Source organism: Paenibacillus sp. F4 (genome assembly GCF_002894905.1).
Lineage (GTDB): Bacteria > Bacillota > Bacilli > Paenibacillales > Paenibacillaceae > Paenibacillus > Paenibacillus polymyxa_B.
Genome location: NZ_POVS01000020.1, coordinates 338,109 through 362,121, shown reverse-complemented (window position 1 = coordinate 362,121; position 24,013 = coordinate 338,109). Strand labels below are relative to the sequence as shown.

Sequence of the window (24,013 nt, the reverse complement as noted above, 5' to 3'; positions counted from 1 at the left end):
ATTCCCCTCCCGCAAACTTATATCTAATGAACTGTATTGCCTTAACCTTGCCCAATCAGGCGAACACGTTTGACTCCAGAGATGTCCTCCAAGCCCTCCAGTAGAACACCCAACTCTTCACTGAGTCTGGACATTTCTACCGAGATGACTACGTTGGCTCTGCCTTGCAGTGGAATACTTTGCTGGATCGTCAGTACATTGCCTCCGAAATCAGCCACTCTGCCAAGCACCCTGGACAACATTCCGGATTGATGTTCTAAATCAATAGAGATATTGACAATTCGCTCACGCTCCAGCTGGTTAACCAAATGTATGCCATCCTTATATTTATAAAAGGCACTTCGGCTTAGCCCAACTTGCTCCACGGCATCATGCACGGTTTTAACATCTCCTGAAGCCAGCAGCAGTTTCACCTGTATGGTCTTAACAATAGCTTCAGGCAAAATATCTTCCCGTACCAAGTAATAGCGCTCTTTCAAGAACGTCCTCTCCTCAAAGACTTATGTTTTTGTATAGAGGACATTATATCGAAACTCTTGAAAATCGGCAAGCAAACAATGCAAAAAACGGCTACCGCCTTCTATAGAGTTTCCTATAGTACAGTAACCGTTCAGGTTTTAAACCTTTATTTGATTTTAGTAGTAACTGCTGCCTTCAACAAATTCGAACTCGAAATCAGCAATACGTACAGATGTACCATCTTTGGCGCCACGCTTGCGTAACTCAGCATCCACACCCATGTGGCGTAACGTTCTTGCTAATTTTAAAATGGCATCATGCGAGTTCAGCTGCATGCGCTTCATCATGCGCTCAATTTTAGGGCTCTGCACCACGAATGTGTCATTTTCACGCACAATTGTAAAGCCATCGTCTTCTGCTGTATCCAGCTTAAATACCTTACGTTCATTGACTTCTGCTACTTCCTCAACAACCGGCTCGTCCGGTATTTGATCCAGCAAATCAGCAGCCCGGTAGAGCAGTTCCTTCACACCTTGACGTGTCAGTGAGGAAATAGGCATGATTTCAAGATCAGGACGTATAGAAGCAATCTGCTCTTTGAAGTGTGCCAGGTTTTCTTCAGCTTCTGGCATATCCATTTTATTGGCCGCCACAATTTGTGGACGCTCAGCCAATGCTGCATTATATTGCTTCAATTCGTCGTTAATTTTAGTCCAATCTTCAAACGGGTCACGTCCTTCGGAACCCGCCATATCCACGACATGGATAATAATACGCGTCCGCTCAATGTGCCGCAGAAATTCATGTCCCAGCCCAATACCTTCATGAGCTCCTTCAATCAAACCAGGCAAATCCGCCATCACAAAATTACGATGATCACCCACATCCACAACGCCCAAATTCGGAGTAATCGTTGTAAAGTGGTATGCCCCAATTTTCGGTTTTGCGGAAGATACAACCGACAACAATGTAGACTTCCCAACACTAGGGAACCCAACCAAGCCTACGTCAGCCATTACTTTTAACTCAAGCGTGATATAACGTTCTTGTCCCTCTGCACCGTTCTCAGCCAACTCAGGCGCTGGATTACTCGGCGTAGCAAAACGGATGTTCCCGCGTCCTCCGCGTCCTCCTTTAGCTACGACGACTTGTTGACCATGACGTGTCATATCCGCTACTACTTCACCAGTATCATCATCTATGATGACCGTTCCCGGTGGTATACGTACGATCATGTGTTCCGCATTGGCTCCGTGTTGACTTTTGTTACGACCTTTTACTCCACGCTGGGCTTTAAAATGACGTTGGTACCGAAAATCCATCAAGGTACGCAAACCTTCATCTACACGGAAAATTACGTCTCCACCGTTCCCTCCGTCACCACCACCTGGGCCACCTTCAGGAACGTATTTCTCACGGCGAAACGCAATTAATCCGTCTCCACCGTCACCGCCTTTAACAAAAATCTTCGCTTTATCTACAAACATGGTTACACCTTCCTTATGTCTGGCACTGCATCCGAATTTGAAGCATTTCGCCCGTAGGGAGCTTCTCTGTTCGAATGCGTTTACTTCCGGGTACGGATCTGACCTGCTTTAGGATATTCAAATCCGCAGGTATGTCACTTCCTTCAAAACGGACGATAACATCATTCTGATCCATACCGAAAAAAAGTGTCAATCTGCGCACTTCTCCCCAGGACGACCGGCCCCCGCCATATTGATACGCACGCACCGTTTCTATGACGGCCGAAGCAAGCGACTCGCCGTCTTCGGGAGACATGACAGCGTCTAACTTTAACTGCTCCTCAACCTGTACCGACAACTGTAAATTACCCGCATTCACGCGAAAAGACTGCAAATAAAACACCAGTGAGGGAATACCCAACTTAGATATTTTACTGTCTTCCGCCACGCGCCCTTTTATTGTTTCCACATAAGCAACAGATTTATCATGCTTATTCATACGAATATATCCATAAAGCACCTGCAAGTCATTCATCCAGTCATGCCGATGATGGTTAAGCATTGAAATCGCTGTACGTTCAAAAGAACGCAAAGCAGCTTTCCGTTCATACTCAACCTGTCTTTGCGTATACCACATACCAAAGCATGCAGCAACTACAGACCATACTGCTAATAAGATAATCGTTAATACTTTAGGATAGAGCAGTGAAAAAACCAAAGGAATCAGAATGGAACCCAACGCCAGATAAGGCGCTCTTATCCGCTGGAACACGGCTTCTCTCCGTTCTGCGAAATTAAATGGATTATTAAAGAACCTTAATCCAGTATAGCACAGACTAACTTTCCAGTTCATTACCATCATGCAAAAAAGCCTCCGACAAAAGTGCCGGAGGCTTTTCAGCGTGTCTAAGCCGCTATTAAGCTTCTACAGTAGCTGCTACTGGAGCAACGTCGATCGGGTAGATGCTCACCTTTTTGCGATCACGGCCCCAACGTTCGAACTTCACAACGCCGTCCACTTTCGCGAACAGAGTGTCGTCCTTACCGATGCCCACGTTCGTGCCCGGGTGAATTTTCGTTCCGCGTTGACGAACCAGGATGCTACCGCCGGTAACTGCTTGACCGTCAGCACGTTTCACTCCAAGACGTTTCGATTTACTGTCACGTCCGTTTTTTGTGGAACCTACACCTTTTTTCGATGCGAATAATTGAAGATCCAATGTCAATTTCAACATGATGTCTACCTCCTTCTTTGATTATTTTCTATTTGAATATACTTACCGTATGATTCAGCAATACTTGTCAGCATAATCACCATGGACTCCAGCAACAGTTGAACCTGTGCGTTCGCATCATGATAACTTTCAGGAGAAAGATACGCGCTTAAAAAGCCGTTTTCCATTTCCGTTTCCATCTCAACGTCCGTAAGAGCTCCAATCGAATTGACAGTTCCTACCGTTACCGCTGAAACGCCAGCACATACGATATCCTCGCCAGATTTAGCGAAATTTGCATGTCCTTTAACGGAAAACCCCTGTATGCTGCCATCCTCCAGTCGTGTAATACGCACGATAATCACTTATCGCACCCTCTTACGCTTGGATTTTCTCAATCGTCACTTTCGTGTACGGTTGACGATGACCTTGCTTCACATGGTAGTTCTTTTTAGGTTTGTATTTGTATACGATGACCTTTTGACCTTGACCATGCTTCTCAACTTTAGCTGTTACAGAAGCTCCAGAAAGAAGCGGTGTACCTGCTGTCAAGCCATTGTCGCCGGACACTGCCAGAACACGATCGAACGTTACAGTTTCACCATCATTAGCTTCCAACTTCTCGATGAACAATACGTCGCCCTCTTGAACTTTGTATTGCTTACCACCTGTTTCGATAATTGCGTACATTTGCTTGCACCTCCTTATGTCTCAGACTCGCCTAATAGCAGGTGGCAGATTCCTTTAGGATACTGCACTTCAGTACCTGATTGGAGCGGTTACAGCATGTGCAGCCAATCTTACGCATCACACATACTAAATGATTGTAGCACAAGCTTTATACACATTCAACCTTTAGTTTTAAAATGATTTCTGGTTACGCATCGCTCTACACGAGCGTCTTTTCCTCACGCACTTTTTTACGGGTCATTTCCAGCAAACCTAACCGCGTCCAACCGACAACATAAGATTTGGTCCGATCCTTCTTCAATCTTGCTTCCAGCACAGAGGATACTTCCCGACGGTTCTCCTCTTGTTCCATGTCAATAAAATCAATGATGATGATACCACCAATATCACGCACACGTACCAGGCGGGCAATCTCTTCAGCTGCTTCAATGTTAGTCCGGGTCACCGTTTCTTCCAGATTACTGCCTCCCGTAAACTTCCCGGTATTCACATCAATGACGGTTAATGCCTCCGTATGATCAATGACAATGTATCCGCCGCCCTGCAGCCATACCTTTCGCGCAAAATCGCGTTCCAGCTGCTCATGAATGCCATAAGCTTTGAAAATCGTTTCTTCTGCACCACGAAATATACTTACATGAGCTTTCGCAGGACCAATCTGTTGCAGCATTATTTCTGCATCCTTTGCTTGCTCTTCACTGTCAATGACCAGTTCATCCTGTTCAGGTGTAAACACATCCCGAATCAACCGCTGAACAATACTTAAATCCCGGTGTAATTCGCACGGAGCTGAGTGTTCACCAGCTTTACGCTGAATAGCCGTCCACTGCTTACGCAGTTGATTTAAATCATTTTCAATCGCCTCTATACTCATGTCCTCCGAAACGGTACGGATTATGAGTCCTTCCTCACTTGTGCGTAGCTGCTCTCCCATTGCTTTCAAACGGGTACGTTCGCCCTCACGTTCGATCTTCTTAGATACGGCCACATAATCAGCATGGGGCATATATACGATCCAGCGACCCGGAAGTGAAAAATGAGTGGTGACCCTGGCTCCTTTACTACCAACAGCCTCTTTTAATACCTGCACTACAATTTCCTGCCCTACCTTTAACACTTCAGAAATGGATGGCTTTACCTCCGGCTGCTTGTCCAAATGAGCATGAAGTACGTCATCTACATACAAAAAGGCATTCTTTCGCTGTCCAATATCAACAAAGGCGGCTTGCATACCTGGTAGCACATTGACCACCCTCGCTTTGAAAAAAGAACCTAGAATTCCCCGTTTTCGCGGTAGTTCAGCCGCATATTCAACCAATCGTCCCTCTTCCAACAGCGCCATTTGGGTCATCTGCTGCTGGCATTGTACAATCATTTGCTTCATGGTTTTTCAACCTCTCTGGATACAGCCTCTTCCTTAACACATAAAACATTATTTGGGCTTGGGTTCTCCACCATCTGGCGGGCGTGTCGCAAAATAAGAGCGAATAAGACGTTGCTCCGGCAGTACGGCTACAATCCGTCCTTGTTCATTCATAACATAAACCATATGATACCGATCTCTTCTGAAAAGACGCAAAATAGGCTCCAAATGTTTCACTGGTAGGGATACAATAGGTAAGGCAATACTCCCCTTAGCTACTTCGCGGTAAAAAAGCTCGTCCCTCCCCAGCAAAAACCGTATAAAACGGTAAGGGATATTCCGATAATCCACAATATTAGAATAAAGCAAAAAAATCCCTACCGCCAGCAGATTTAAATGGACAGGTCCATTTTGCCTTAACAACGGCGAAATACCATATATACAAAATAGCAGGCTCGTTACGATACTGGCTCTAAAAGTCCACACTAATGTGCGGTGATAAGAACAAGATAAGCTAATCAGTGCCTGCAATATTTTCCCACCATCAAGTGGTAAAATGGGCAGCAAATTAAACAGTGCAATAACTGCATTCCCCTGAATGATATAATTTACATAATCATACTCCAGCCCACTCACATTTCTGAACCACAAAAGGATGATGATCATGATTCCGTTTTGTAGGGGCCCCGCTAGCGCAATGACAATCTCCTTCCACGCATTGAGCTTCCCCTGATCCTCAATGACCGCCACTCCTCCAAAGGGTAACATCTGTATGGAAAGCACCCGCGCGCCCAACAACGAAGCAGCTGTCGCATGACCTAGCTCATGAATAAACACCAATGTAAATAAAGTTATGATCTCGATAAAATGTCCAGTTAATATAGAGGTCAGCATAACCAATACAAACAGTGGATGTAGTGATAAGGTCACCCCTCGGACATTAATCAAGGGCTACCACTTCCGACGGGTCAATGTATTGATCCCCTCTCTGAACTGCCAAAAACAAAGTTGCCGCCTCGCTGCCGCTGTGACTTGCTGGCAGTACACCGATCTCATCTCCCTCCTGAACCCAGTCGTTCACTTTTAAGGTAGAGCGGGAAAGCCTTCCGTAAGTTGCTGTGATACCGCCAGTGTGTCGAACTGTAACCGAAATCCCGCTTTTGGGATGATTTAATATGTCTAATACTCGACCTGCATCTATACTTTTAACAGCGATTGCCCCGTTATCGGTAACATTCGGCGTAATTTCTACCCCTTTAAGACTCAGTACAAAAGGCTGTGTTATATTGCCTTCAATCGGTGGAGAGCCCTTTCGACTTGCGTCTACCTTGTGCGTTTCATGCTCCTCGCCAAAAATCGGCAAAAAGGAAGGTGCTCCGTCAAAATAAGTTTCATACCATTGTCCGACGGCTGCAAAATCCATATCCTTATTCAAGGCATCCGCAATAAACATTCTCAAATTCACTGCATAGGGAATATCCCAACGAAACATTCCCCATACCATTCCAAATAACACCGTTGCTATGACTGATCTTCGCCAAAAGGAAGTCCAAAAAGACGGACCACGATTCGTCCCAAAAGATTGCTGCCAGCGTTGCCGTTCATTTTTCCACTCAGTTTCTGGGTCTCTGGGCGAGCTGGCACTGACTATAGGCATCGACTTCATATCTTTATCCCCGTGCCTGTTCTGATATATGCCAGAGGGATACGTCTCCGCTTTGCTTCCCGCGATTAGCTGCTGTATACGTTCTTCTCTGCGCTGCTTGATTCCGGAATTTTTATTCATCCTGTTCAGCCCCCTCAGCGAGGTATGTTTGATACATCTTATGAGGACGGGCTTCAACTTATGTTGTCCGGTTCGGGATTACGCACCTAAAAATCAAAAAAACCGGCGCTAGCGCACCGGATATGTTTTGTATTTATGATATTTATGTAGTGACCCTAAATTTTGAGAAACCGTATTATAGGAATTTAAAAAGAAAAACCAAAAACACTTAAATAAGATTACTACTTATTTAAGTGTCTAGTATTACAATTTTCTCATCCACCCATACCAAAAAACTTCTTAAAGCGTGTCATCACGCTTTTCTTTTGGTCCAGCTGCATGAGTGGCACTGTATCGCCCAAGATTCGTCTCGCAATGTTACGATAAGCAATCGCGGCCTGTGAATCTGGATTCATAACGGTAGGCTCCCCTGTATTAGCGGCTTTAATTACCATTTCATCATCCGGCACAATCCCAATAAGGTCTATGCTAAGCACTTGTAAAATCCCATCAATATCCAACATATCTCCGGATTTAACCATGCTATTGCGAATGCGGTTAACCACCAACTTGGGTGATACCACATGTGAGCTTTCGAGTAAACCAATTACCCGGTCTGCATCGCGTACGGCTGCATTTTCCGGGGTGGTCACAACAATGGCCTGATCGGCCCCGGCAATGGCATTTTTAAAGCCCTGTTCAATACCCGCAGGGCAGTCAATCAATATATATTCAAAATCCTTTTTAAGCTCCAAAATAATATCCTTAACTTGCTCCGGCGTAACAGCACTCTTGTCCTTGGTTTGAGCGGCTGGCAGCATATACAGCTCCTCAAAACGCTTGTCCTTAACCAGTGCCTGATTTAAACGGCAACGACCTTCCGCTACATCAACAAGGTCATAAATAATCCGGTTTTCCAGACCCATCACAACGTCTAGATTACGCAAACCGATATCCGTATCCACCAAACATACCTTTTTGCCGAGCAATGCAAGCGCTGTTCCTATATTGGCTGACGTCGTCGTTTTGCCGACGCCGCCTTTTCCTGAAGTGACGACGATAGCCTCTCCCATGTGCTACACCCCTTTGAACACGTTAAAATCGCGGCCCAGACGCACAATATTGCTCATTTTATCTATTTGCATAGCGCCATCCTTGAGATACGCAAATTCCATACCGGATTCACGTGTCTCCCATTCGTCTGGTGGACGGCTGATCATTTCGGAAATTCGCAGCTGTGTGGGTGCAAAATAGGAAGCCGCAATAATCGCTTCACTATTTCCCTCCATCCCTGCATGCGCCATGCCTCGCAAAGCGCCGAGGACATAAATATCACCAGTACATGTTATAATTCCACCCGGGTTTACATCTCCCAAAAAGAGTAGGTTCCCATTGTGATGAAGCACTTGACCAGAACGGATAATCCCTGTCACCGTGTGAATAGGGGGCTTTCCCTGCACTTCCACAGGCAGTCCAGGTGATTCTACAGACCTGATGAGCAGATTCCCCTTTTGCTTCAAGATCTCCAGAATACTTTCCTTCTGTTCCTCTGTCACTTCTCGGCTTCCCAGCTTAATATCCACATGAATGATCGGGCCTGTTAAAATATTTTGATGACTGTGCTCCAGCTTAAAACGCAGCTCACCCAGCAAATCCTCAAACTCGCATTGATCGTCCAGCAGGAATACCAGGCCATCTTTGATGCCTTTAATCGTGACATGATTCGATTTCACCGCCATTAGCCTGTCCCTCCTATCTCAATCATTTCGTCCCCGGGACGTCAAATCCCTGCTAACCCGGACAAAATGTGTGTAAAAAGACCTAGACGGCCTCTTCCTTTTTCACACGGGTACCCAAACGCTGCAATTGCTTGCGAACTGGGACATAAATGATGAGGGCGAACAGAAAATGGATAAATAAATCAGGAATCATATATTGAGCAAGTGCCCAATTGAAAGTCTGATGATTCAGCTGGAACAGCTGATCAATGGCAAATAGCATAGAATCCAGCAGGAAACTACCAATCAACACGGCTGCCATCATAATGGGCATCTGCGCACGTCGAGCTGTAAAAACAAGCCCCAATAAGTATGCAGACAACCCCATTGCAAAAGAATAAGGTCCAATGATAAATCCGTAGAACACTACATCATGAATAAGTCCAAAAACAATACCTAGCACCAATGCTGTATGACGACTGTAATACACAGACACAAACAAGATCACGACATACACAAAATTCGGAACCATTCTTGAATGCCAACTATCCGGAAGAAGCCACGGAAGAATCGTCCCTTCAGCTATAAACAGTACAAACAGCAGCAGTATTAGAACCTGACCGCGCATCTTCATTATTCCGGCACCTCAGGAGTGTAGAGGATGAGCAATTCTTTCCAATCCACAAAGCTGGCTGCTGGCTTAATAATCGCTGTCCGTGTTTTGCCAAACTCCCCAACCTGAATCTTCTCTACCGTTCCGATCATTAGGTTTTTGCGGAATTTCCCGCCTGCGCCAGACGTAATAATCTGATCACCCTTTGCGATTGGATCTTTTTCCTCAATGCGAGTCATTTGAAATCTGTTCGTACCCGGATCATAGCTTTCAATCATACCAAACGATTGATTTTCCTTGCCCAAGACTGTCGCTGCAATGGCATAAGAATTCGGATTTTTAGGATCCAATGTAGTCAACAGTGTAACGGTGGACGTAAAATTCCCCGTTTGACTAATGACTCCTACAAATCCTTCAAGCGAACTGACTTCCTGACCAACCTTCGCTCCGTCCTTCTCACCAATATCGATCACAAGCGTTTTGGAATCATTGCTGACACTGTTCACTTGAGCAACACGATAATCATAATTATTTTTCGCTTTTTGCGTTTGGGTGAACTTCAGTTCATTCTGCAGTCTGGCATTTGTTTCAACATAATTATGGGTCTGAATCTGGTCACGAGTCAGCTTTGCTACAGCAATTTTTAACCGTTCATTTTCTTCGTAGATGCTGCGCATATTTCCGATATCTTCAAAGAAGCCCGCTATTGCTGAAGCGGGCCTATAAAAGATACCTTGCACAAAGCCAATTGAATCTCTGGCGAACTTCTCGGGCCAGGTTAAGGAATTTCTCTGTCCAAGTGTAATCCCCATAAGGGCAATAAACAGAACGATTCCGATCAATAGAACAAATAGTCTTTTATTGCCAAACAGCTTAAACAGTTCCTACACCCCCGATTCAACGTTTGGAACGGACGGCAGAACTGCTGCGCGATTTGAACAAATGAATATTTTCCAGCGCTCTACCTGTACCGATTGCCACACAATCCAGAGGATTTTCCGCTACGATCACCGGCATTCCGGTTTCACCTGCCAACAGCTTGTCCAGATTACGCAGAAGTGCTCCACCACCAGTTAGTACGATTCCTCTATCCATGATGTCCGCTGCCAACTCGGGAGGGCATTTTTCCAGTGTTACTTTGACCGCATCCACGATTGCATTGACTGTATCCGATAACGCTTCACTAATTTCATCAGAAGTAATCGTGATCGTCTTCGGCAAACCTGTTACCAGATCACGTCCGCGGATTTCCGAGGTTTCCACTTGCTCTAATGGCATAGCTGAACCAACTTCCATTTTCAGTTGCTCTGAAGTCCGTTCACCAATCATCAGATTGTATTGGCGCTTCACGTACTGGATGATGGACTCGTCCATTTCATCGCCAGCCACACGCACGGAGCGGCTTGTTACAATCCCGCCCAGGGAAATGACTGCCACCTCGGTTGTACCTCCACCGATATCGACAACCATACTGCCTGTTGGCTCCCATACAGGAAGATCAGCGCCAATTGCTGCTGCAAACGGCTCCTCTATCGTATATGCCTCTCTTGCACCTGCTTGCTTCGTCGCATCTTCAACAGCACGTTGCTCCACCGCAGTAATGCCTGAAGGCACACAAACCATCACGTTCGGATGGCGTGGAAACAAAGAGCGTTGGGCTTGCGCCTGACGGATAAAATATTTGATCATCGTTGCTGTCGTATCAAAATCAGCAATGACACCGTCCTTCATCGGACGAATCGCACGGATATTTCCCGGTGTGCGACCGATCATTTTTTTCGCAGATTCACCAACAGCCTCAATGGTTTTTGTATCTGTACGCAAAGCGACTACAGATGGTTCACGAACCACAATTCCTTTACCTCTTACGTATACAAGTGTGTTTGCCGTCCCCAAGTCTATTCCCAAATCTTTTGTAAAGCCACCCAGCATGATGTAATCTCCTTTTCTCTTCCCTGAAATCTGTTATCCATGTATAAACGGTTTATTCAGGCCGGATTATCCGGTCGTGTTTAAATGTTTGATTTAAATATTATATTATATCAGACCTTGTTCCTTCAAACTTACAAAGGTCCCGTCCCCGATCACAATATGATCAAGCACGTCGATACCCACGATGTTGCCCGCTTCCATCAGGCGGCGAGTCAACTGAACATCCTCCGGGCTTGGCTTCGGATCACCGCTCGGATGGTTATGAGCGCAAATTATTGAAGCACTGCTGCATTTGATTGCTGCCCGAAATACTTCACGAGGATGCACGATGGCAGAATTCAGGCTACCCATAGATAGTGTTTCCTGAGCAATGACATGATTTTTAGTGTTAAGGAACAAGCATACAAAATGCTCTTTCTGCAAATAACGAAGCTGCTCAAACAGCAGATCTGCCACATCCCGCGGGCAACTAATCACCGGGGTCTCCAAATGGCGAGACAATGCTAATCGACGCCCCAGTTCGATACCCGCTTTTAGCTGTATCGCTTTAGCATCCCCAATGCCCTTAATCTGGGTCAACTCGTTCAAGCTCATATCCACCAGTTGACGCAAATTTCCTGCCTGCTGCAAAATACGCTGCGCTAAATGCACCGAAGACTCATTTTGCGTTCCTGTACGCAGCAATATTGCCAGCAACTCCGCGTTGCTTAAGGCATCCGCCCCATATGTCATCATGCGCTCTCTTGGTCGTTCTTCATGGGGGAGGTCGCGAAGCATCAGTATTGGCGACTCCAGCATATGTTTATCCCCTTTATGGACGCAACACATTCACTCCAAAATCGGACAGCATGTCCGACAGCAAGGAAAGCGGCAATCCTACGACGTTAAAATAACAACCCTGAATAGATTCCACCAGCGTAGCACCCATGCCTTGAATGCCATACGCTCCTGCTTTATCAGACGGTTCACCAGTATTCACGTATGCCACAATTTGCTCTTGACTCAGAGGCTTCATTGTAACCTCCGTTTGGCGATGTCTGACAAGCATTTCGCCGGTTCCGGTATGTATGCAGGCTACCCCGGTGTACACACGGTGTGTCCTTCCCTGCAATGCAGTCAGCATGCGAACCGCGTCCGCATGGTCGGCAGGCTTGCCCAATACCGAACCATCCAGCACGACAATGGTATCACTGCCAATCACCAGTCCGGCTTCCTTCGACTGAGTGGCGGTGTTCACGACCGCTTCGGCTTTACGTGCCGCAAGGGTCTCCACGATTTGCTGAGGCGTCCAGCTCTCAGGCGTGCTCTCATCCGCATGACTCGGCACCACCTCAAAGGGGAGTCTCAAAAATGCGAGCAATTCCTTCCTTCTTGGTGAAGTCGATGCCAGAATAATGCGGGGCGTAATTTTCCCGTCCATAAGGGAAGCTCCTTTTCATCAGTTAGAGCCTGCGGTACAGCCAGAACGCGGCAATAATGCCGATCAGACTAAGCAGGCTCAATTCAAAATTTATCGTTATGTTGTAGCTGATAATATCCAGGTCCGCTCTCGGCGACCAGGATATCCTAGTGGGGTGGGTCAGAAAGGAAAGGAACTTGATCGATTGAAGGGCTTTGGCAATCCATGCACCCAAGAGCCAACCGAGCAACAAAAACAGTATAAGCATTCCTACATTTTTTTTCATCCTGATCTTCCCTCGCCATTTTTTGACACCTTCATTATTATACGGTGATTTGTACTGCAATACAAACAGAAATCCGGCATGGGGAACTATTTCCAGTTCCTTGCCGGAAAATATGGTTAGTCTATTGTTTTATGAATTGGATAAATTCCTTCTCACGCAAAACATATTCCATCATGGAGGACTGAATCTCCCAAATGTGTTCCTTGGCTGTATTCTTATTATATTCCCCAAGTGCAGAGATCGCACTGTTCATCGCCTTTTCAAGTGAGGTTGCGGAGGCAACCGCTTCCTTTGGAAGACCGGTAGGAAGTGCAGTGATATTTTGTGTCCACTGCTGATGCAGGTCGTTCAGCTCCTTCATGTCGGAGGCTGGCACCGTATTCGGACCTCCTTCTCCCAGCAAGGTTGAGGAAAGTCCGCTCAACTTACCCACCAATGAACTACTTAACTGAAAAAAGCTAGTGAGTTTATCACCTTCGCCTCCGTAAGCCGCTTTTTCGAATCCAGGCAATTCAAGCTCACGAACATACAATTCGACTCCTTGTGTTTTCAACTGATTGCTGAGCAACTTGGCTTGCTCCCTATCCGGTGATATTCCTGCATATACCCGGTTTTGGTCCTCGGTATCCCCTCCTACTGCAATGCCTGCCTTCAACAGTTCTTCTTTTGCTTGTAAGGCCCGTTCTGGAGTGCTGAAAACCCCATATTGCAGCAAATAGTAGGTTTGTGGAGGTACCTGAGCCTCTATGACAGTGACAGGGACAGAATTCTCTTTTGCAGATATTGCATCCACACCAACAGATTCTTTAAAGACCGGTACAGCCTCCTCTACTGAAGGATCTGATCCCGGGACCATTCCTCCTCCGTTAAACAGTAGCAACATAATATATCCAAACATGCCTCCGGTCACCAGCGCGCTGGCTACAGAGCCAACCAGTTTCCATCTAGAAGGGTGGGGCGGACGCTTTCTGTACTCTTGGACAGAATGATAAGCTTCCTCATCCTCTTCCAGGCTGTCTGGTAGAACGTCCGCATCTGACCAGGAAGCCGCCGAACGGCCAAAGGGGTCATCCCATCCCTCTTGTACTCTTAATGTTGGAGCAAAGCGCCGACTTGAAATGCGTTTATTCAGATCCTCAGGCTCATTGAGCTCGGCTTCTTGCGTAGTTACAGTATTTTTCTTCATTCCTCTAATCCGTTCCGTTCCTTTTTGCGGGTTATCAGCTTGATGAAGCTTAGCTTTTTGATATAACCCCTTATCTCTAATCGTTTCACGCTGCTCGTTCGTAATCGACTCGTTTTTGTACGGAAGCACCTGTAGCTTATCCTCCCGGCTTGTCTCCGGCAACTGTTGGTCGAACCGGAATGTCATCTTGGTCTTGTTCATGGATGCACTCCCTCCTTGTCCCATACTTCCTCATAGTCTGTTGTATGAGTCAAGCTAAGAATATATGCCCCAGCATTACAAAAAAGGGTATCCCGAAACACAGTCGTGTTCGGAATACCCTTGAATAAATGTAATTCATTGCGTAACAGCCCATTTTTATACGTATTACACTTGCTGTCCGCGAAGATGGCGCGCTAACGCGTCACCTGCTTTCCAGATATCTCCCGCTCCCATCGTCAGCACAAGATCACCCGGCTGTAACCGATCTTTCAACTCCTCGATCACGGCTTCTTTGGTCGGCAAATAGATTGCATTAGCATTGCTGTTTTGGACGATTAAATCCACGAGCTTGGAAGAATGCACGCCTTCAATCTGTTTTTCTCCCGCTGGTGAATAAATATCGGTAATGATGACTTCACTAGCCTCGCTAAACGCGCGGCTGAACGCATCGAGTAGGAAAAAGGTGCGGCTATAGCGTTGCGGCTGGAATACAGCAATAATACGCTTGCCAGTCGCTCTCGCTGCGCTAATCGTAGCCTCAATCTCTGTTGGGTGATGTGCATAGTCATCAATAATCAGTATGTCATTGCTTTCACCTAGTACTTGAAAACGACGCTTCGCTCCGTGAAATTCTACAATAGTAGCAGCGATTTGATCGAATGGAATCCCTGCTTCCAAACAGGAAATCACAGTAGCCATCGCATTATACATGTTATGTTTACCCGGTACAGATAGTTCGATCGTTCCGAGTGCTGTTCCCTTACGGCTCATAGTGAAGCTTAATCGACGGTCACCTAATTGGATATCTGTCGCCATATAATCCGCTTCATGCTCCACTCCATAAGTAATGACCCGAGTCTGGAGTTGAGGCAGCATTTCCCGGATGTTCTGATCATCTGCACATACAATAGCCGCTCCATCCGGTCGAATTTGACTCAAAAACTGTACATAGGCACTTTTCAGACGATTAAAGTCGCCATCGTAATTTTCCAAATGATCCGCCTCAATATTGGTTACAATGCCTTGCCAAGGATGATATTGCAGGAAAGAACCATCACTCTCATCCGCCTCAGCAACGACAAATTCGCTTTTACCTGCTTTGGCATTCGTCCCCAAATTCGTGATTTCGCCGCCAATAATATACGTTGGATCAACGTTACACCTCTCCATAACCAGAGCGATCATGGAAGATGTTGTCGTTTTACCGTGCGCACCCGCAACAGCTATGCCCTTACGTTCGTTAAGCAAGCGAGCCAGCATCTGCGAACGATGCAGAGTTGGAATATTCAATTCCTCCGCTGCCACCCGCTCCACATTGTCACGTGACAATGCTGTTGAATAGACGACGATATCCGCGCCTGCAATATGCTCAGGCGTGTGTCCAATATATATTTTCGCGCCTTTTGCCGCCAGTTTTTCTGTCAGCTCCTGTGATGCCACATCTGAGCCAGTCACGGTATAACCCATCTCCAGCATGACCCGAGCAATCGCGCTCATCCCGTAGCCGCCGATACCGATAAAATGAACATGTTCCGAAGTAATCAACAAATTTCACCAACCTTTTTCCGAATCGGTTTGATACATAAGGGTAGCCCGTACATCCGCAATAAGGTACAGCGTGCCGGACACCACCCCCAGATCTTCCGCTTCCGTATGTGACTGAAGCAGGCCAAGAGCCTTTTTCCAGTCACCTTCTACAATTATTTTTAAATCCGTTTTGGCATAAGACGGCCGCAGCTTCTCCACGAGATGAGCCAATTCAGCGGCATTCATTTTGCGGCGAAAATCGGGCTCGGTCAGGATAAGCGTATCCACTAGTGGCAGTATATGCTGCAAGTATGCTTCATGATGCTTGTTTGACAGCATCCCCATCATTAAAACCAATTTTTTGTACGAATACACTTGAGGAAGACTCTTGGCCAGCGTCTGTGCTCCTTCTGGATTATGAGCTCCATCAAGGACAATCCTCGGCGAGGTACTGACTTGTTCGAGACGCCCTGCCCAGGCAGTTTGCCTAAAGCCCTCCAGCAATTCTGCATCATCCAACACAAAAGCCATATACTGACGTAGGACCTCAAGTGCCATCATAGCTCCTGCCGCATTAGAACATTGGTGCTCTCCTAACAACGTGATGTCAATTTCCATATGTCGGAAGGGCCCCGCAAATGAAAAGGTCTGAGCTGTTTCATCCCCATTTAGCCGTTCATACGTAAACTGTTCTCCTGCTAGGTACAAGGTAGCTCCTTGCTTTGTCGCCGTTTCACGTATGACCTGAATAGCCTCGGGTTGGGAAACACAACTGACGACAGGTACACCCGGTTTGATGATACCGGCCTTTTCCCTTGCAATCTGTTCGAGCGTATCTCCCAAAATATCCGTATGGTCATAGCCGACATTCGTAATAACCGAGAGGATTGGATTCACGATATTAGTTACATCCATCCTTCCCCCGAGACCTGTCTCCCATACCACAACATCTGGGAAAGATACCGTAGCATAGTATAAAATAGCCAACGCTGTCGATACCTCAAACATCGTAGGTGATCCCAATTCACTATCTGCGATTTCTTTCACCAACGGATACAAGCGATTGGCAAGCAAAACCAGCGTTTCATCGGGAATATCGGTCCCATTGAATTGAAAGCGGTTCGTAAATCGCGTGATGTATGGAGACGTAAAAGTTCCGACATCGTACCCACATTTCAGTAGCACAGAGGTCAGAAAGGCACAAGTTGAGCCTTTACCGTTGGTTCCCGCAATATGCACAAATTTCAGATGTCGTTGCGGATCACCCAACTTACTCATTAGCTGTTCAATTCGTTCCAATCCGGGTCTGATACCAAACGGAATCAAGCCGTTAATCCATTCCACTGCTTCATCATAGCTTTGTAAAGGAGCCGTGTCTCCGCCCCTGATCGTATCTGACATCCTCTTCACCTTCAGGTCATTTTATTGTGAGTGAAATTATCCCTTGAGTTCTTCAATACGTGCGATAACTTTAGCGCGCTTATCTGAGTAATCGGCTTGCTTGGCCTTCTCTTCCTCGATGACTTTAGCTGGTGCCTTCGCCACAAAGCCTTGGTTAGATAACTTTTTCTCCACGCGCTCCACTTCACTGTTCAAATGCTGAAGTTCTTTTTCCAGTCTGCTAATTTCCTGGGCAATATCAAGCAGTCCGGCCAGCGGCAGGTATAGCTCTGCGCTGCTAACTATAGATGTCATCGCTTTATCTGGAACGGTGAATTCTAATCCCGCGTCGAATTCAGACGTATTACAGAATCTACGTACATATTCCCCATTGCGGTTAATGATATCGAGAACGGCTTGATCACCGGGTTTTATGAGTAATTCAATTTTTTTACTCATCGGCACGTTGACTTCAGCACGGATATTGCGCACAGCGCGAATTACGTCGATCAGCAAATTCATTTCTGCAACTGCATCCTTATCCTCAAAAGCCGGATCATAAACAGGCCAAGCTGCCAGTGTAATCGTTTCTCCCTCATGCGGAAGATGCTGCCATATTTCCTCAGAAATAAACGGCATGAACGGATGAATCATGCGCAGTGTCCGATCCAATACATATGCAAGTACGGACTGCGTTTTCTTTTTCGCCTCTGCATTGTCGCCATATAGGGAAAGCTTCGCAAACTCGATGTACCAGTCGCACAAATCATCCCAAATAAAGTTATACAGAAGGCGGCCTGTCTCGCCAAATTCATAAGCATCTATTAGACGCGTGATGTCGCGTGAAGTTTCGTTTAGACGATGCAGGATCCAACGATCAGCGGTACTCAAGTCACCAGTAATGTCTATATCTGCCGATGTGACGCCTTCCAGATTCATCAGCGCAAAGCGTGACGCATTCCAGATTTTATTGGCAAAGTTACGGGCCTGCTCCACTCGCTCCCAGCGGAAACGAAGGTCTTGCCCAGGCGTGCTACTGGTGGATATCATATAACGCATGGCATCGGTACCATATTGGTCAATCACGTCGAGCGGATCGACACCGTTGCCGAGGGATTTGGACATTTTTCTACCGTCCGCATCACGAACCAACCCGTGCATAAGTACGTCCTTGAACGGAATCTCTTCCGTAAACTCCAACGCGGTAAAAATCATACGCGATACCCAGAAATAAATAATGTCATAGCCTGTAACCAAGACATTAGTCGGATAGTAGCGTTTGAGGTCCTCTGTCTGCTCAGGCCAGCCCAGTGTCGAAAACGGCCACAAAGCCGAGCTGAACCAAGTATCCAGCACATCCTCATCCTGTTTTAACTTTCTGCCAGCATACTCAGGCAAAGTTGTAGGGTCCTCCGCCGATACAATAACTTCTCCGGTTTCTTCATCGTACCAAGCCGGAATACGGTGTCCCCACCATAATTGACGGGAAATACACCAGTCACGCACATTTTCAATCCAATGCAGATAAGTACGTTCAAAGCGATCCGGTACAAAGTTTACGCCGTTGCCAGCCTTCTGCACTTCAATGGCTTTAGCTGCCAGAGGCTTCATTTCCACAAACCATTGTGTGGACAGATAAGGTTCTACAACTACACCTGTACGCTCGCTGTGGCCTACTTGGTGTACGTGCTCTTCAATACGAATCAGTACGCCCTGTTCTTTCAGATCAGCGACGATTTGCTTACGGCAATCGCTACGATCAAGGCCCTGATATTTGCCTGCTTCGGCATTCATCGTTCCCGTTTCGTCCATCACCGTAATTTGTGGCAGCTGGTGACGTTGTCCCATTTCAAAGTCATTCGGGTCGTGAGCCGGTGTAATTTTAACCGCGCCGCTACCGAAATCTTTATCAACGTAGTCATCCGCAATGACCGGAATTTCCCGTCCGATGATTGGGAGCACAAGCGTTTTGCCGATCATTTGCTTGTAGCGTTCATCTTCCGGGTGTACAGCTACAGCTGTATCGCCCAGCATCGTTTCAGGACGTGTAGTGGCTACCGTAATAAATCCGCTACCGTCTTTCAGTGGATATTGCAGGTGATACAGATTTCCGTTCACCTCTTTGTATTCCACCTCAATGTCCGATAATGCAGTACGTGCAGCAGGGTCCCAGTTAATGATGCGTTTACCGCGATAAATCAGACCCTTCTTGTACAGTGTAACGAATACCTCGCGTACTGCTTGGGACAGTCCCTCATCCAGCGTAAAACGCTCACGAGAATAATCGAGAGAAAAACCCATCTTTTCCCATTGGTTATGGATATTATCCAGATAAAGTTCCTTCCACTCCCACACTTTCTCCAAAAACTTCTCGCGGCCCAAATCATAACGTGTCAGGCCTTCTTCACGCAGCTTTTGCTCTACCTTTGTTTGGGTAGCAATACCCGCATGGTCTGCCCCTGGCAGCCACAAGGCATCATAACCCTGCATCCGCTTGGCGCGAATAATAATATCCTGCAAAGTAAAGTCAAGAGCATGTCCAATATGCAACATACCTGTAACATTCGGTGGTGGAATAACGATTGTAAAAGGCTCTGCCTCTGGATGTTGCCCGGCGCGGAAATAGCCCTTTTCCATCCACGTTTTGTACCATTTTTGCTCTGCTGATTTTGGATCGTACGTTGTTGGCATTTCCAAGGTTGTCTTGTTGTCTTGTTCTGACATATCAGGATACCTCCATGATTTTTCAATTGGCAAATAAAAAAAGCCCTTCATCCTCAAAGGACGAAAGGCTGTTCTCTCGCGGTACCACCTTTGTTTCACCCCTAGTGTATGTATCCCCTGATCCATTACACATGGTGTGACACTTTATGCAGATAACGGTTGCGGACCGGCCTTATTCTACCGTGAACCTCTTATCTTCCGTAGGAATTAAATGAGGAACCGTTCAAACAGGCGACTCCCGGGTGACTTCGGCCAGTAGCTTCCTGCGGAACCTCACAGCGCTGCAATTCCACTCTCTGAAGGGCTTGCTGCCTACTCTTCCCGATCTCAGTCTTTCAATAACTATACCACATCATACATTTCCCATTGACTATAGTCAACACCCGCTGTGCATTTTTCAGCAACCGGATCAAGGGATGTACAATACCTGTCCTTCTTCCACATGATGCTCCGCCAATCTGTTATACAGTTGAAGCTCACGTGTGCTGAGCTGATAACGGTCAGCTATGGTTTCCAGTGTATCCTCGCGCTGTACGATGCATAACCGCACCTTGCGAAAAGGTGTTTCATCTTGTGTATGAAAAAAAAGGTTCTTCCACTTGGCATTCTCCCGCTCTTCTTCGGCTTTCTGATCCTGATCCTGCGGCTCCTGCTCCAACTGCTGTTGGTATTCGGCTTCCTTCACCGAACGGCTGGATTGGAGCAATGATGAGTAGACTACCGGGTCTGGCTCGTCTGCCCCTTCATCCTTTTTACTGTTGAGCGCTACACGCATCTCTGGCTTATCCTCAGTAAAGGTGTCATGGGCCTCGTGGTTCACCTGTTCTGACGCTTCAGGCCTGAAGTCGAAGTTATCTACTTGACTCGCTTCCAACTGTGGCTCCAGATAGACCTCGGACTCTGTGTCAGGATGCGGTTCAGACAGCAAAGGATCATATACTACATTAGGAGATGCGGAAGATACTTTGGGCTCATTCCCACCTGCCCATGCTTCCTCTTGCTGAAATCCCCACACTTCCGGAGACCCATGCTCATGCTTGACCTCGGGAGAGCTGTCTTCAACTGCTTTGCCCGTCCAAGGTTCATAGAATCGGTTAGGATCTACTGCCGACTCATAAGCTTGCTGTTCCGACGATGACTTCTGTTCCTCATGGTGCTCAGACGGCTGTTCCCAAGAAACGGATTCCTGTTGTGCTGGCGCTCTGTAGGAAGTTTCAGGATCTGTAACGTAATCGGAGGACGAGTCATTGGTAGAATAGGCCTCTGCATGATGCTCTCCATCGGCGGAAAGGGATTGAACCGGATGCTCAGGTGCATGCACTACGGTAAATTCCTCATCCAGCCAAACCGCCGTCTCCTCCGCGTGCGAGCTTTCCACGCCATGCAAAGAAAGAACGCCTGTAATGTTTAGACTACGTAAAGAAAGCAGGTCCACATCAAAATTTTCAATCTCGACAGAGATATCTTCCAATCTCCCTACGCGGTTTAGCGGAATGGTAATTTCCACAGGGATCAAATGATGAAGCTCGCTCGTGATCTGTTCAGGTGTGCGGTACACGCCCTCCAGCAGCAAATGCCCTCGCAAAGCGGCATGGTCGCCGTGGGTTACAACCTGAATGCGTGGCAGAAGCTCAATTTCCTCCAACTCAGCAATCCCGGCAGCTTCCTCCGTCAAATGAATGCGTTCATAAATATCAAAACGCAAGCCTTGCGGCTGATCATTCTGTTGTTTGTTCAAGGATGGCATCCTCCTTTGGGCAGTCTCCGCACATCCTCTGACTTCTGGTCAGGCGCACGGAAACTCCATATTGCAAACCGTTTCTAGGTTCAAGTATATGCGCCAAAATAGAAGGCATGCCATCTTTTATAGCTGTTTGTGCAGCTTTTGAAAATCATCCGGCCAAGCATCCTCCACGGTAATCGTTTCGCCACTCAGCGGATGACAGAAGGTAAGACGCTCTCCGTGCAGCGCCTGCCTGCCAAAATCAGTAGCACGACCCCCGTATAATACATCCCCAAGCAACGGGTAGCCAGCATGACTAAGATGTACGCGAATCTGGTGCGTCCGGCCTGTCTCCAGCGTCAGATATACGAGACTCACTGCACTTGGACCGCTTCCCCATACTTCCCCGAGTTCAATATGGGTAACCGCCTTTTGCCCAGTCGGAGATACACGACGGCGCTGCTTATGATGCCTGTCCTTGCCAATCGGCCAATCCAACGTTCGCAGCGATGGAGGTACTTTCCCTCGTACCAAAGCTACATACCTGCGGCCGATATCCTTAGCTCTCATTTGCTCGTCCAGCTTGAGCAACGCAAATTCATTTTTGGCATATAGCACTGGGCCCGTCGTATCCACATCCAGACGATGTACATGCCGTACCGCCGCATGAATGTCATTCACCTCATAGTAGGATGCGACAGCATGATCCAACGTCAGCGGACCATCCTGCACAGCTCCGTCCGGATGTACTGCCATACCTGCTGGTTTATGCACTACCAGGCAAAAATCATCTTCATACAGTACCTTTAAATCATACCAACGAGGGGTGATGCCAAGATTCATTACAGGAAAAAGGGCCAGCCGCAGCCGGTCCCCTGTAAGTTCAATCTCTTTTTCATGACGCAGTCTGCGCCACAGCTTTTCCGGTAATTCCAAACGATTCAGCAACCACTGATCTACAGCATCAGTGCGGTTTTTTTCCCCGTCTGTGATTTCCCGTCCTGGCGTGACTTCCAGCCACGGTCCTCTTCTTTTCCAACCACCTTGCCAGCTCATAGACGTTTGAGCGCGCGATAGTTCGCCTCAATGGTGGCATCAATATCCTCTATCGTATGCACGCCCGACACAAACATCCCCTCAAATTGAGAGGGTGCCACACTGACTCCCTCATTTACCATTTCAGTAAAGTAACGGCGGAAATGGTCCTGATTACTCGTTTTAGCTGTGTCAAAATTGACAACCTTTTCTTCTGTAAAAAATGGACAAACCATGGAACCCACGCGATTGATCGTGACAGGGATCCCCAGCTCGCTCGCATTATGTTCGAATCCGGCTTGAAGCCTTGCTGCCCGCTCTTCCAGGCGATCGTATACTTCTGGCGTCAGCAATTTAAGTGTCGAATAACCTGCTGCCATAGCCAGCGGATTTCCGCTAAGCGTACCCGCTTGATAAATTGGTCCCGATGGAGCAATCTGCTCCAAAATATCGCGACGTCCGCCGTAAGCACCTACAGGGAGTCCACCACCAATCACTTTACCCAGACAGGTAAGATCCGGCGTCACACCAAAGCGACCTTGAGCCGAATGAAGTCCAACCCGGAATCCAGTCATCACTTCATCAAAAATCAGCAGACTTCCGTATTGCTGGGTTACCTCACGCAAACCTTCCAAAAATCCAGGCTGTGGCGGTACAACTCCCATATTGCCTGCTACTGGCTCGACAATAATTGCGGCAATCTCTTCGCCAAATTTCTCAAAAGCTAGCTTCACCGAAGCCAAATCATTATAAGGGACGGTGATGGTATGGGTGGCCACGACTTCAGGTACACCCGGACTATCGGGCAAGCCTAATGTCGCAACACCAGAGCCTGCTTTAATCAGCAAGCTGTCCGCATGACCGTGATATGACCCCTCAAATTTAAGAATTTTACTACGGCTCGTAAATCCGCGTGCGAGTCGAATCGCACTCATAGTCGCCTCAGTTCCGGAGTTAACCATACGTACAATATCCATAGAAGGAACACGCTCACATACGAGCTTGGCCATTTCGGTTTCTGCCAACGTCGGTGCGCCGAAGCTGGTTCCTTTTACAACAGCAGCCTGTAAAGCTTTAACCACTTCGGGATGTGCATGGCCCATAATAAGCGGTCCCCATGAACATACATAGTCTAAATAGGATTGACCATCAATATCATATACGCGCGATCCTTCGCCATGGTCGATATATACAGGTGTAATCCCAACAGATTTAAAAGCCCGTACCGGGCTGTTTACGCCACCTGGAATGTATTGTTTTGCCTCATCAAAGGCTACTTTGGAATGCGCATCCTTGCGCACTTTTCGTTGTTCGTCGATCAATCTGACCACT

Annotated in this window: 24 protein-coding genes and 1 other annotated feature; all 24 genes read right to left on the bottom strand. The window is 47.0% G+C overall.

Annotated features, from left to right (window positions below):
- Positions 1-41 precede the first annotated feature (41 nt).
- Positions 42-479 carry an ACT domain-containing protein gene (locus tag C1T21_RS25030; protein WP_013311587.1) on the bottom strand — a complete coding sequence of 146 codons (438 nt, stop codon included), beginning with the start codon at positions 477-479 and terminating at the stop codon, positions 42-44.
- 156 nt (positions 480-635) lie between these two features.
- Positions 636-1,946, bottom strand: a complete 1,311-nt coding sequence (obgE, locus tag C1T21_RS25025) for a GTPase ObgE (RefSeq protein WP_061828806.1) — start codon at positions 1,944-1,946, stop codon at positions 636-638.
- A gap of 13 nt (positions 1,947-1,959) precedes the next feature.
- A complete protein-coding gene (locus tag C1T21_RS25020) occupies positions 1,960-2,697 on the bottom strand; it encodes a Spo0B domain-containing protein (protein WP_061828886.1) in 738 nt (245 codons plus the stop codon).
- 145 nt (positions 2,698-2,842) lie between these two features.
- Positions 2,843-3,160: a 50S ribosomal protein L27 gene (gene rpmA / locus C1T21_RS25015; protein WP_039272574.1), complete on the bottom strand. Its 318-nt coding sequence runs from the start codon at positions 3,158-3,160 to the stop codon at positions 2,843-2,845.
- Between the two features lie 5 nt (positions 3,161-3,165).
- Positions 3,166-3,504 carry a ribosomal-processing cysteine protease Prp gene (locus C1T21_RS25010; RefSeq protein WP_013311591.1) on the bottom strand — a complete coding sequence of 113 codons (339 nt, stop codon included), beginning with the start codon at positions 3,502-3,504 and terminating at the stop codon, positions 3,166-3,168.
- Positions 3,505-3,517: 13 nt separating this feature from the next.
- Positions 3,518-3,829, bottom strand: a complete 312-nt coding sequence (gene rplU, locus C1T21_RS25005) for a 50S ribosomal protein L21 (protein ID WP_013311592.1) — start codon at positions 3,827-3,829, stop codon at positions 3,518-3,520.
- A gap of 13 nt (positions 3,830-3,842) precedes the next feature.
- Positions 3,843-3,930, bottom strand: a sequence feature (ribosomal protein L21 leader region).
- Between the two features lie 98 nt (positions 3,931-4,028).
- Complete coding sequence (locus C1T21_RS25000) at positions 4,029-5,213, bottom strand: Rne/Rng family ribonuclease (protein WP_103050172.1); 1,185 nt, start codon at positions 5,211-5,213, stop codon at positions 4,029-4,031.
- Positions 5,214-5,261: 48 nt separating this feature from the next.
- Positions 5,262-6,140 (bottom strand): M50 family metallopeptidase, encoded by an 879-nt coding sequence (locus C1T21_RS24995; protein WP_103050171.1) that lies wholly within the window; start codon positions 6,138-6,140, stop codon positions 5,262-5,264.
- Positions 6,133-6,978 carry a peptidoglycan DD-metalloendopeptidase family protein gene (locus C1T21_RS24990; RefSeq protein ID WP_103050170.1) on the bottom strand — a complete coding sequence of 282 codons (846 nt, stop codon included), beginning with the start codon at positions 6,976-6,978 and terminating at the stop codon, positions 6,133-6,135. Before C1T21_RS24990 ends, C1T21_RS24995 begins: the two co-directional genes overlap by 8 nt.
- A gap of 254 nt (positions 6,979-7,232) precedes the next feature.
- Complete coding sequence (gene minD, locus C1T21_RS24985) at positions 7,233-8,030, bottom strand: septum site-determining protein MinD (RefSeq protein ID WP_061828810.1); 798 nt, start codon at positions 8,028-8,030, stop codon at positions 7,233-7,235.
- A gap of 3 nt (positions 8,031-8,033) precedes the next feature.
- Positions 8,034-8,696 (bottom strand): septum site-determining protein MinC, encoded by a 663-nt coding sequence (minC, locus tag C1T21_RS24980; protein WP_013311597.1) that lies wholly within the window; start codon positions 8,694-8,696, stop codon positions 8,034-8,036.
- 82 nt (positions 8,697-8,778) lie between these two features.
- Positions 8,779-9,309 (bottom strand): rod shape-determining protein MreD, encoded by a 531-nt coding sequence (gene mreD / locus C1T21_RS24975; RefSeq protein WP_023989951.1) that lies wholly within the window; start codon positions 9,307-9,309, stop codon positions 8,779-8,781.
- Positions 9,309-10,130, bottom strand: coding sequence for a rod shape-determining protein MreC (gene mreC / locus C1T21_RS24970; protein WP_023989952.1), 822 nt, complete (start codon positions 10,128-10,130; stop codon positions 9,309-9,311). The genes mreD and mreC overlap by 1 nt, the downstream gene beginning before the upstream one ends.
- Positions 10,131-10,185: 55 nt before the next feature.
- Positions 10,186-11,220, bottom strand: a complete 1,035-nt coding sequence (locus tag C1T21_RS24965; protein ID WP_013311600.1) for a rod shape-determining protein — start codon at positions 11,218-11,220, stop codon at positions 10,186-10,188.
- Between the two features lie 105 nt (positions 11,221-11,325).
- Complete coding sequence (radC, locus tag C1T21_RS24960) at positions 11,326-12,018, bottom strand: RadC family protein (RefSeq protein WP_103050169.1); 693 nt, start codon at positions 12,016-12,018, stop codon at positions 11,326-11,328.
- A gap of 13 nt (positions 12,019-12,031) precedes the next feature.
- Complete coding sequence (locus tag C1T21_RS24955) at positions 12,032-12,640, bottom strand: Maf family protein (protein WP_061828812.1); 609 nt, start codon at positions 12,638-12,640, stop codon at positions 12,032-12,034.
- 22 nt (positions 12,641-12,662) lie between these two features.
- A complete protein-coding gene (locus tag C1T21_RS24950; protein ID WP_023989955.1) occupies positions 12,663-12,905 on the bottom strand; it encodes a DUF4321 domain-containing protein in 243 nt (80 codons plus the stop codon).
- Positions 12,906-13,026: 121 nt separating this feature from the next.
- Positions 13,027-14,292, bottom strand: a complete 1,266-nt coding sequence (locus C1T21_RS24945) for an SPOR domain-containing protein (RefSeq protein WP_103050168.1) — start codon at positions 14,290-14,292, stop codon at positions 13,027-13,029.
- A gap of 165 nt (positions 14,293-14,457) precedes the next feature.
- A complete protein-coding gene (gene murC, locus C1T21_RS24940; protein WP_013311605.1) occupies positions 14,458-15,837 on the bottom strand; it encodes a UDP-N-acetylmuramate--L-alanine ligase in 1,380 nt (459 codons plus the stop codon).
- Between the two features lie 6 nt (positions 15,838-15,843).
- Positions 15,844-17,220, bottom strand: a complete 1,377-nt coding sequence (locus C1T21_RS24935; protein ID WP_103050167.1) for a bifunctional folylpolyglutamate synthase/dihydrofolate synthase — start codon at positions 17,218-17,220, stop codon at positions 15,844-15,846.
- Positions 17,221-17,256: 36 nt separating this feature from the next.
- A complete protein-coding gene (locus tag C1T21_RS24930; RefSeq protein WP_103050166.1) occupies positions 17,257-19,923 on the bottom strand; it encodes a valine--tRNA ligase in 2,667 nt (888 codons plus the stop codon).
- A 409-nt stretch (positions 19,924-20,332) separates the two neighbouring features.
- The gene (locus C1T21_RS24925) at positions 20,333-21,661 is read right to left on the bottom strand and encodes a LysM peptidoglycan-binding domain-containing protein (protein ID WP_103050165.1); all 1,329 of its coding nucleotides are present in this window, start codon (positions 21,659-21,661) and stop codon (positions 20,333-20,335) included.
- A 126-nt stretch (positions 21,662-21,787) separates the two neighbouring features.
- Entirely contained in the window at positions 21,788-22,702 is a 915-nt protein-coding gene (locus C1T21_RS24920) for an RluA family pseudouridine synthase (RefSeq protein WP_103050164.1), read from the bottom strand.
- Positions 22,699-24,003 (bottom strand): glutamate-1-semialdehyde 2,1-aminomutase, encoded by a 1,305-nt coding sequence (gene hemL, locus C1T21_RS24915; protein ID WP_103050163.1) that lies wholly within the window; start codon positions 24,001-24,003, stop codon positions 22,699-22,701. The genes C1T21_RS24920 and hemL overlap by 4 nt, the downstream gene beginning before the upstream one ends.
- Positions 24,004-24,013: the final 10 nt, after the last annotated feature.

Excerpts from the sequence above, each read along its gene's own strand:
- obgE (WP_061828806.1), bottom strand. The coding sequence starts at position 1,946 with ATGTTTGTAGATAAAGCGAAGATTTTTGTTAAAGGCGGTGACGGTGGA.
- rpmA (WP_039272574.1), bottom strand. The coding sequence starts at position 3,160 with ATGTTGAAATTGACATTGGATCTTCAATTATTCGCATCGAAAAAAGGT.
- rplU (WP_013311592.1), bottom strand. The coding sequence starts at position 3,829 with ATGTACGCAATTATCGAAACAGGTGGTAAGCAATACAAAGTTCAAGAG.
- C1T21_RS25000 (WP_103050172.1), bottom strand. The coding sequence starts at position 5,213 with ATGAAGCAAATGATTGTACAATGCCAGCAGCAGATGACCCAAATGGCG.
- C1T21_RS24990 (WP_103050170.1), bottom strand. The coding sequence starts at position 6,978 with ATGAATAAAAATTCCGGAATCAAGCAGCGCAGAGAAGAACGTATACAG.
- minD (WP_061828810.1), bottom strand. The coding sequence starts at position 8,030 with ATGGGAGAGGCTATCGTCGTCACTTCAGGAAAAGGCGGCGTCGGCAAA.
- minC (WP_013311597.1), bottom strand. The coding sequence starts at position 8,696 with ATGGCGGTGAAATCGAATCATGTCACGATTAAAGGCATCAAAGATGGC.
- mreD (WP_023989951.1), bottom strand. The coding sequence starts at position 9,309 with ATGAAGATGCGCGGTCAGGTTCTAATACTGCTGCTGTTTGTACTGTTT.
- C1T21_RS24965 (WP_013311600.1), bottom strand. The coding sequence starts at position 11,220 with ATGCTGGGTGGCTTTACAAAAGATTTGGGAATAGACTTGGGGACGGCA.
- radC (WP_103050169.1), bottom strand. The coding sequence starts at position 12,018 with ATGCTGGAGTCGCCAATACTGATGCTTCGCGACCTCCCCCATGAAGAA.
- C1T21_RS24955 (WP_061828812.1), bottom strand. The coding sequence starts at position 12,640 with ATGGACGGGAAAATTACGCCCCGCATTATTCTGGCATCGACTTCACCA.
- C1T21_RS24950 (WP_023989955.1), bottom strand. The coding sequence starts at position 12,905 with ATGAAAAAAAATGTAGGAATGCTTATACTGTTTTTGTTGCTCGGTTGG.
- C1T21_RS24945 (WP_103050168.1), bottom strand. The coding sequence starts at position 14,292 with ATGAACAAGACCAAGATGACATTCCGGTTCGACCAACAGTTGCCGGAG.
- C1T21_RS24935 (WP_103050167.1), bottom strand. The coding sequence starts at position 17,220 with ATGTCAGATACGATCAGGGGCGGAGACACGGCTCCTTTACAAAGCTAT.
- C1T21_RS24930 (WP_103050166.1), bottom strand. The coding sequence starts at position 19,923 with ATGTCAGAACAAGACAACAAGACAACCTTGGAAATGCCAACAACGTAC.
- C1T21_RS24920 (WP_103050164.1), bottom strand. The coding sequence starts at position 22,702 with ATGAGCTGGCAAGGTGGTTGGAAAAGAAGAGGACCGTGGCTGGAAGTC.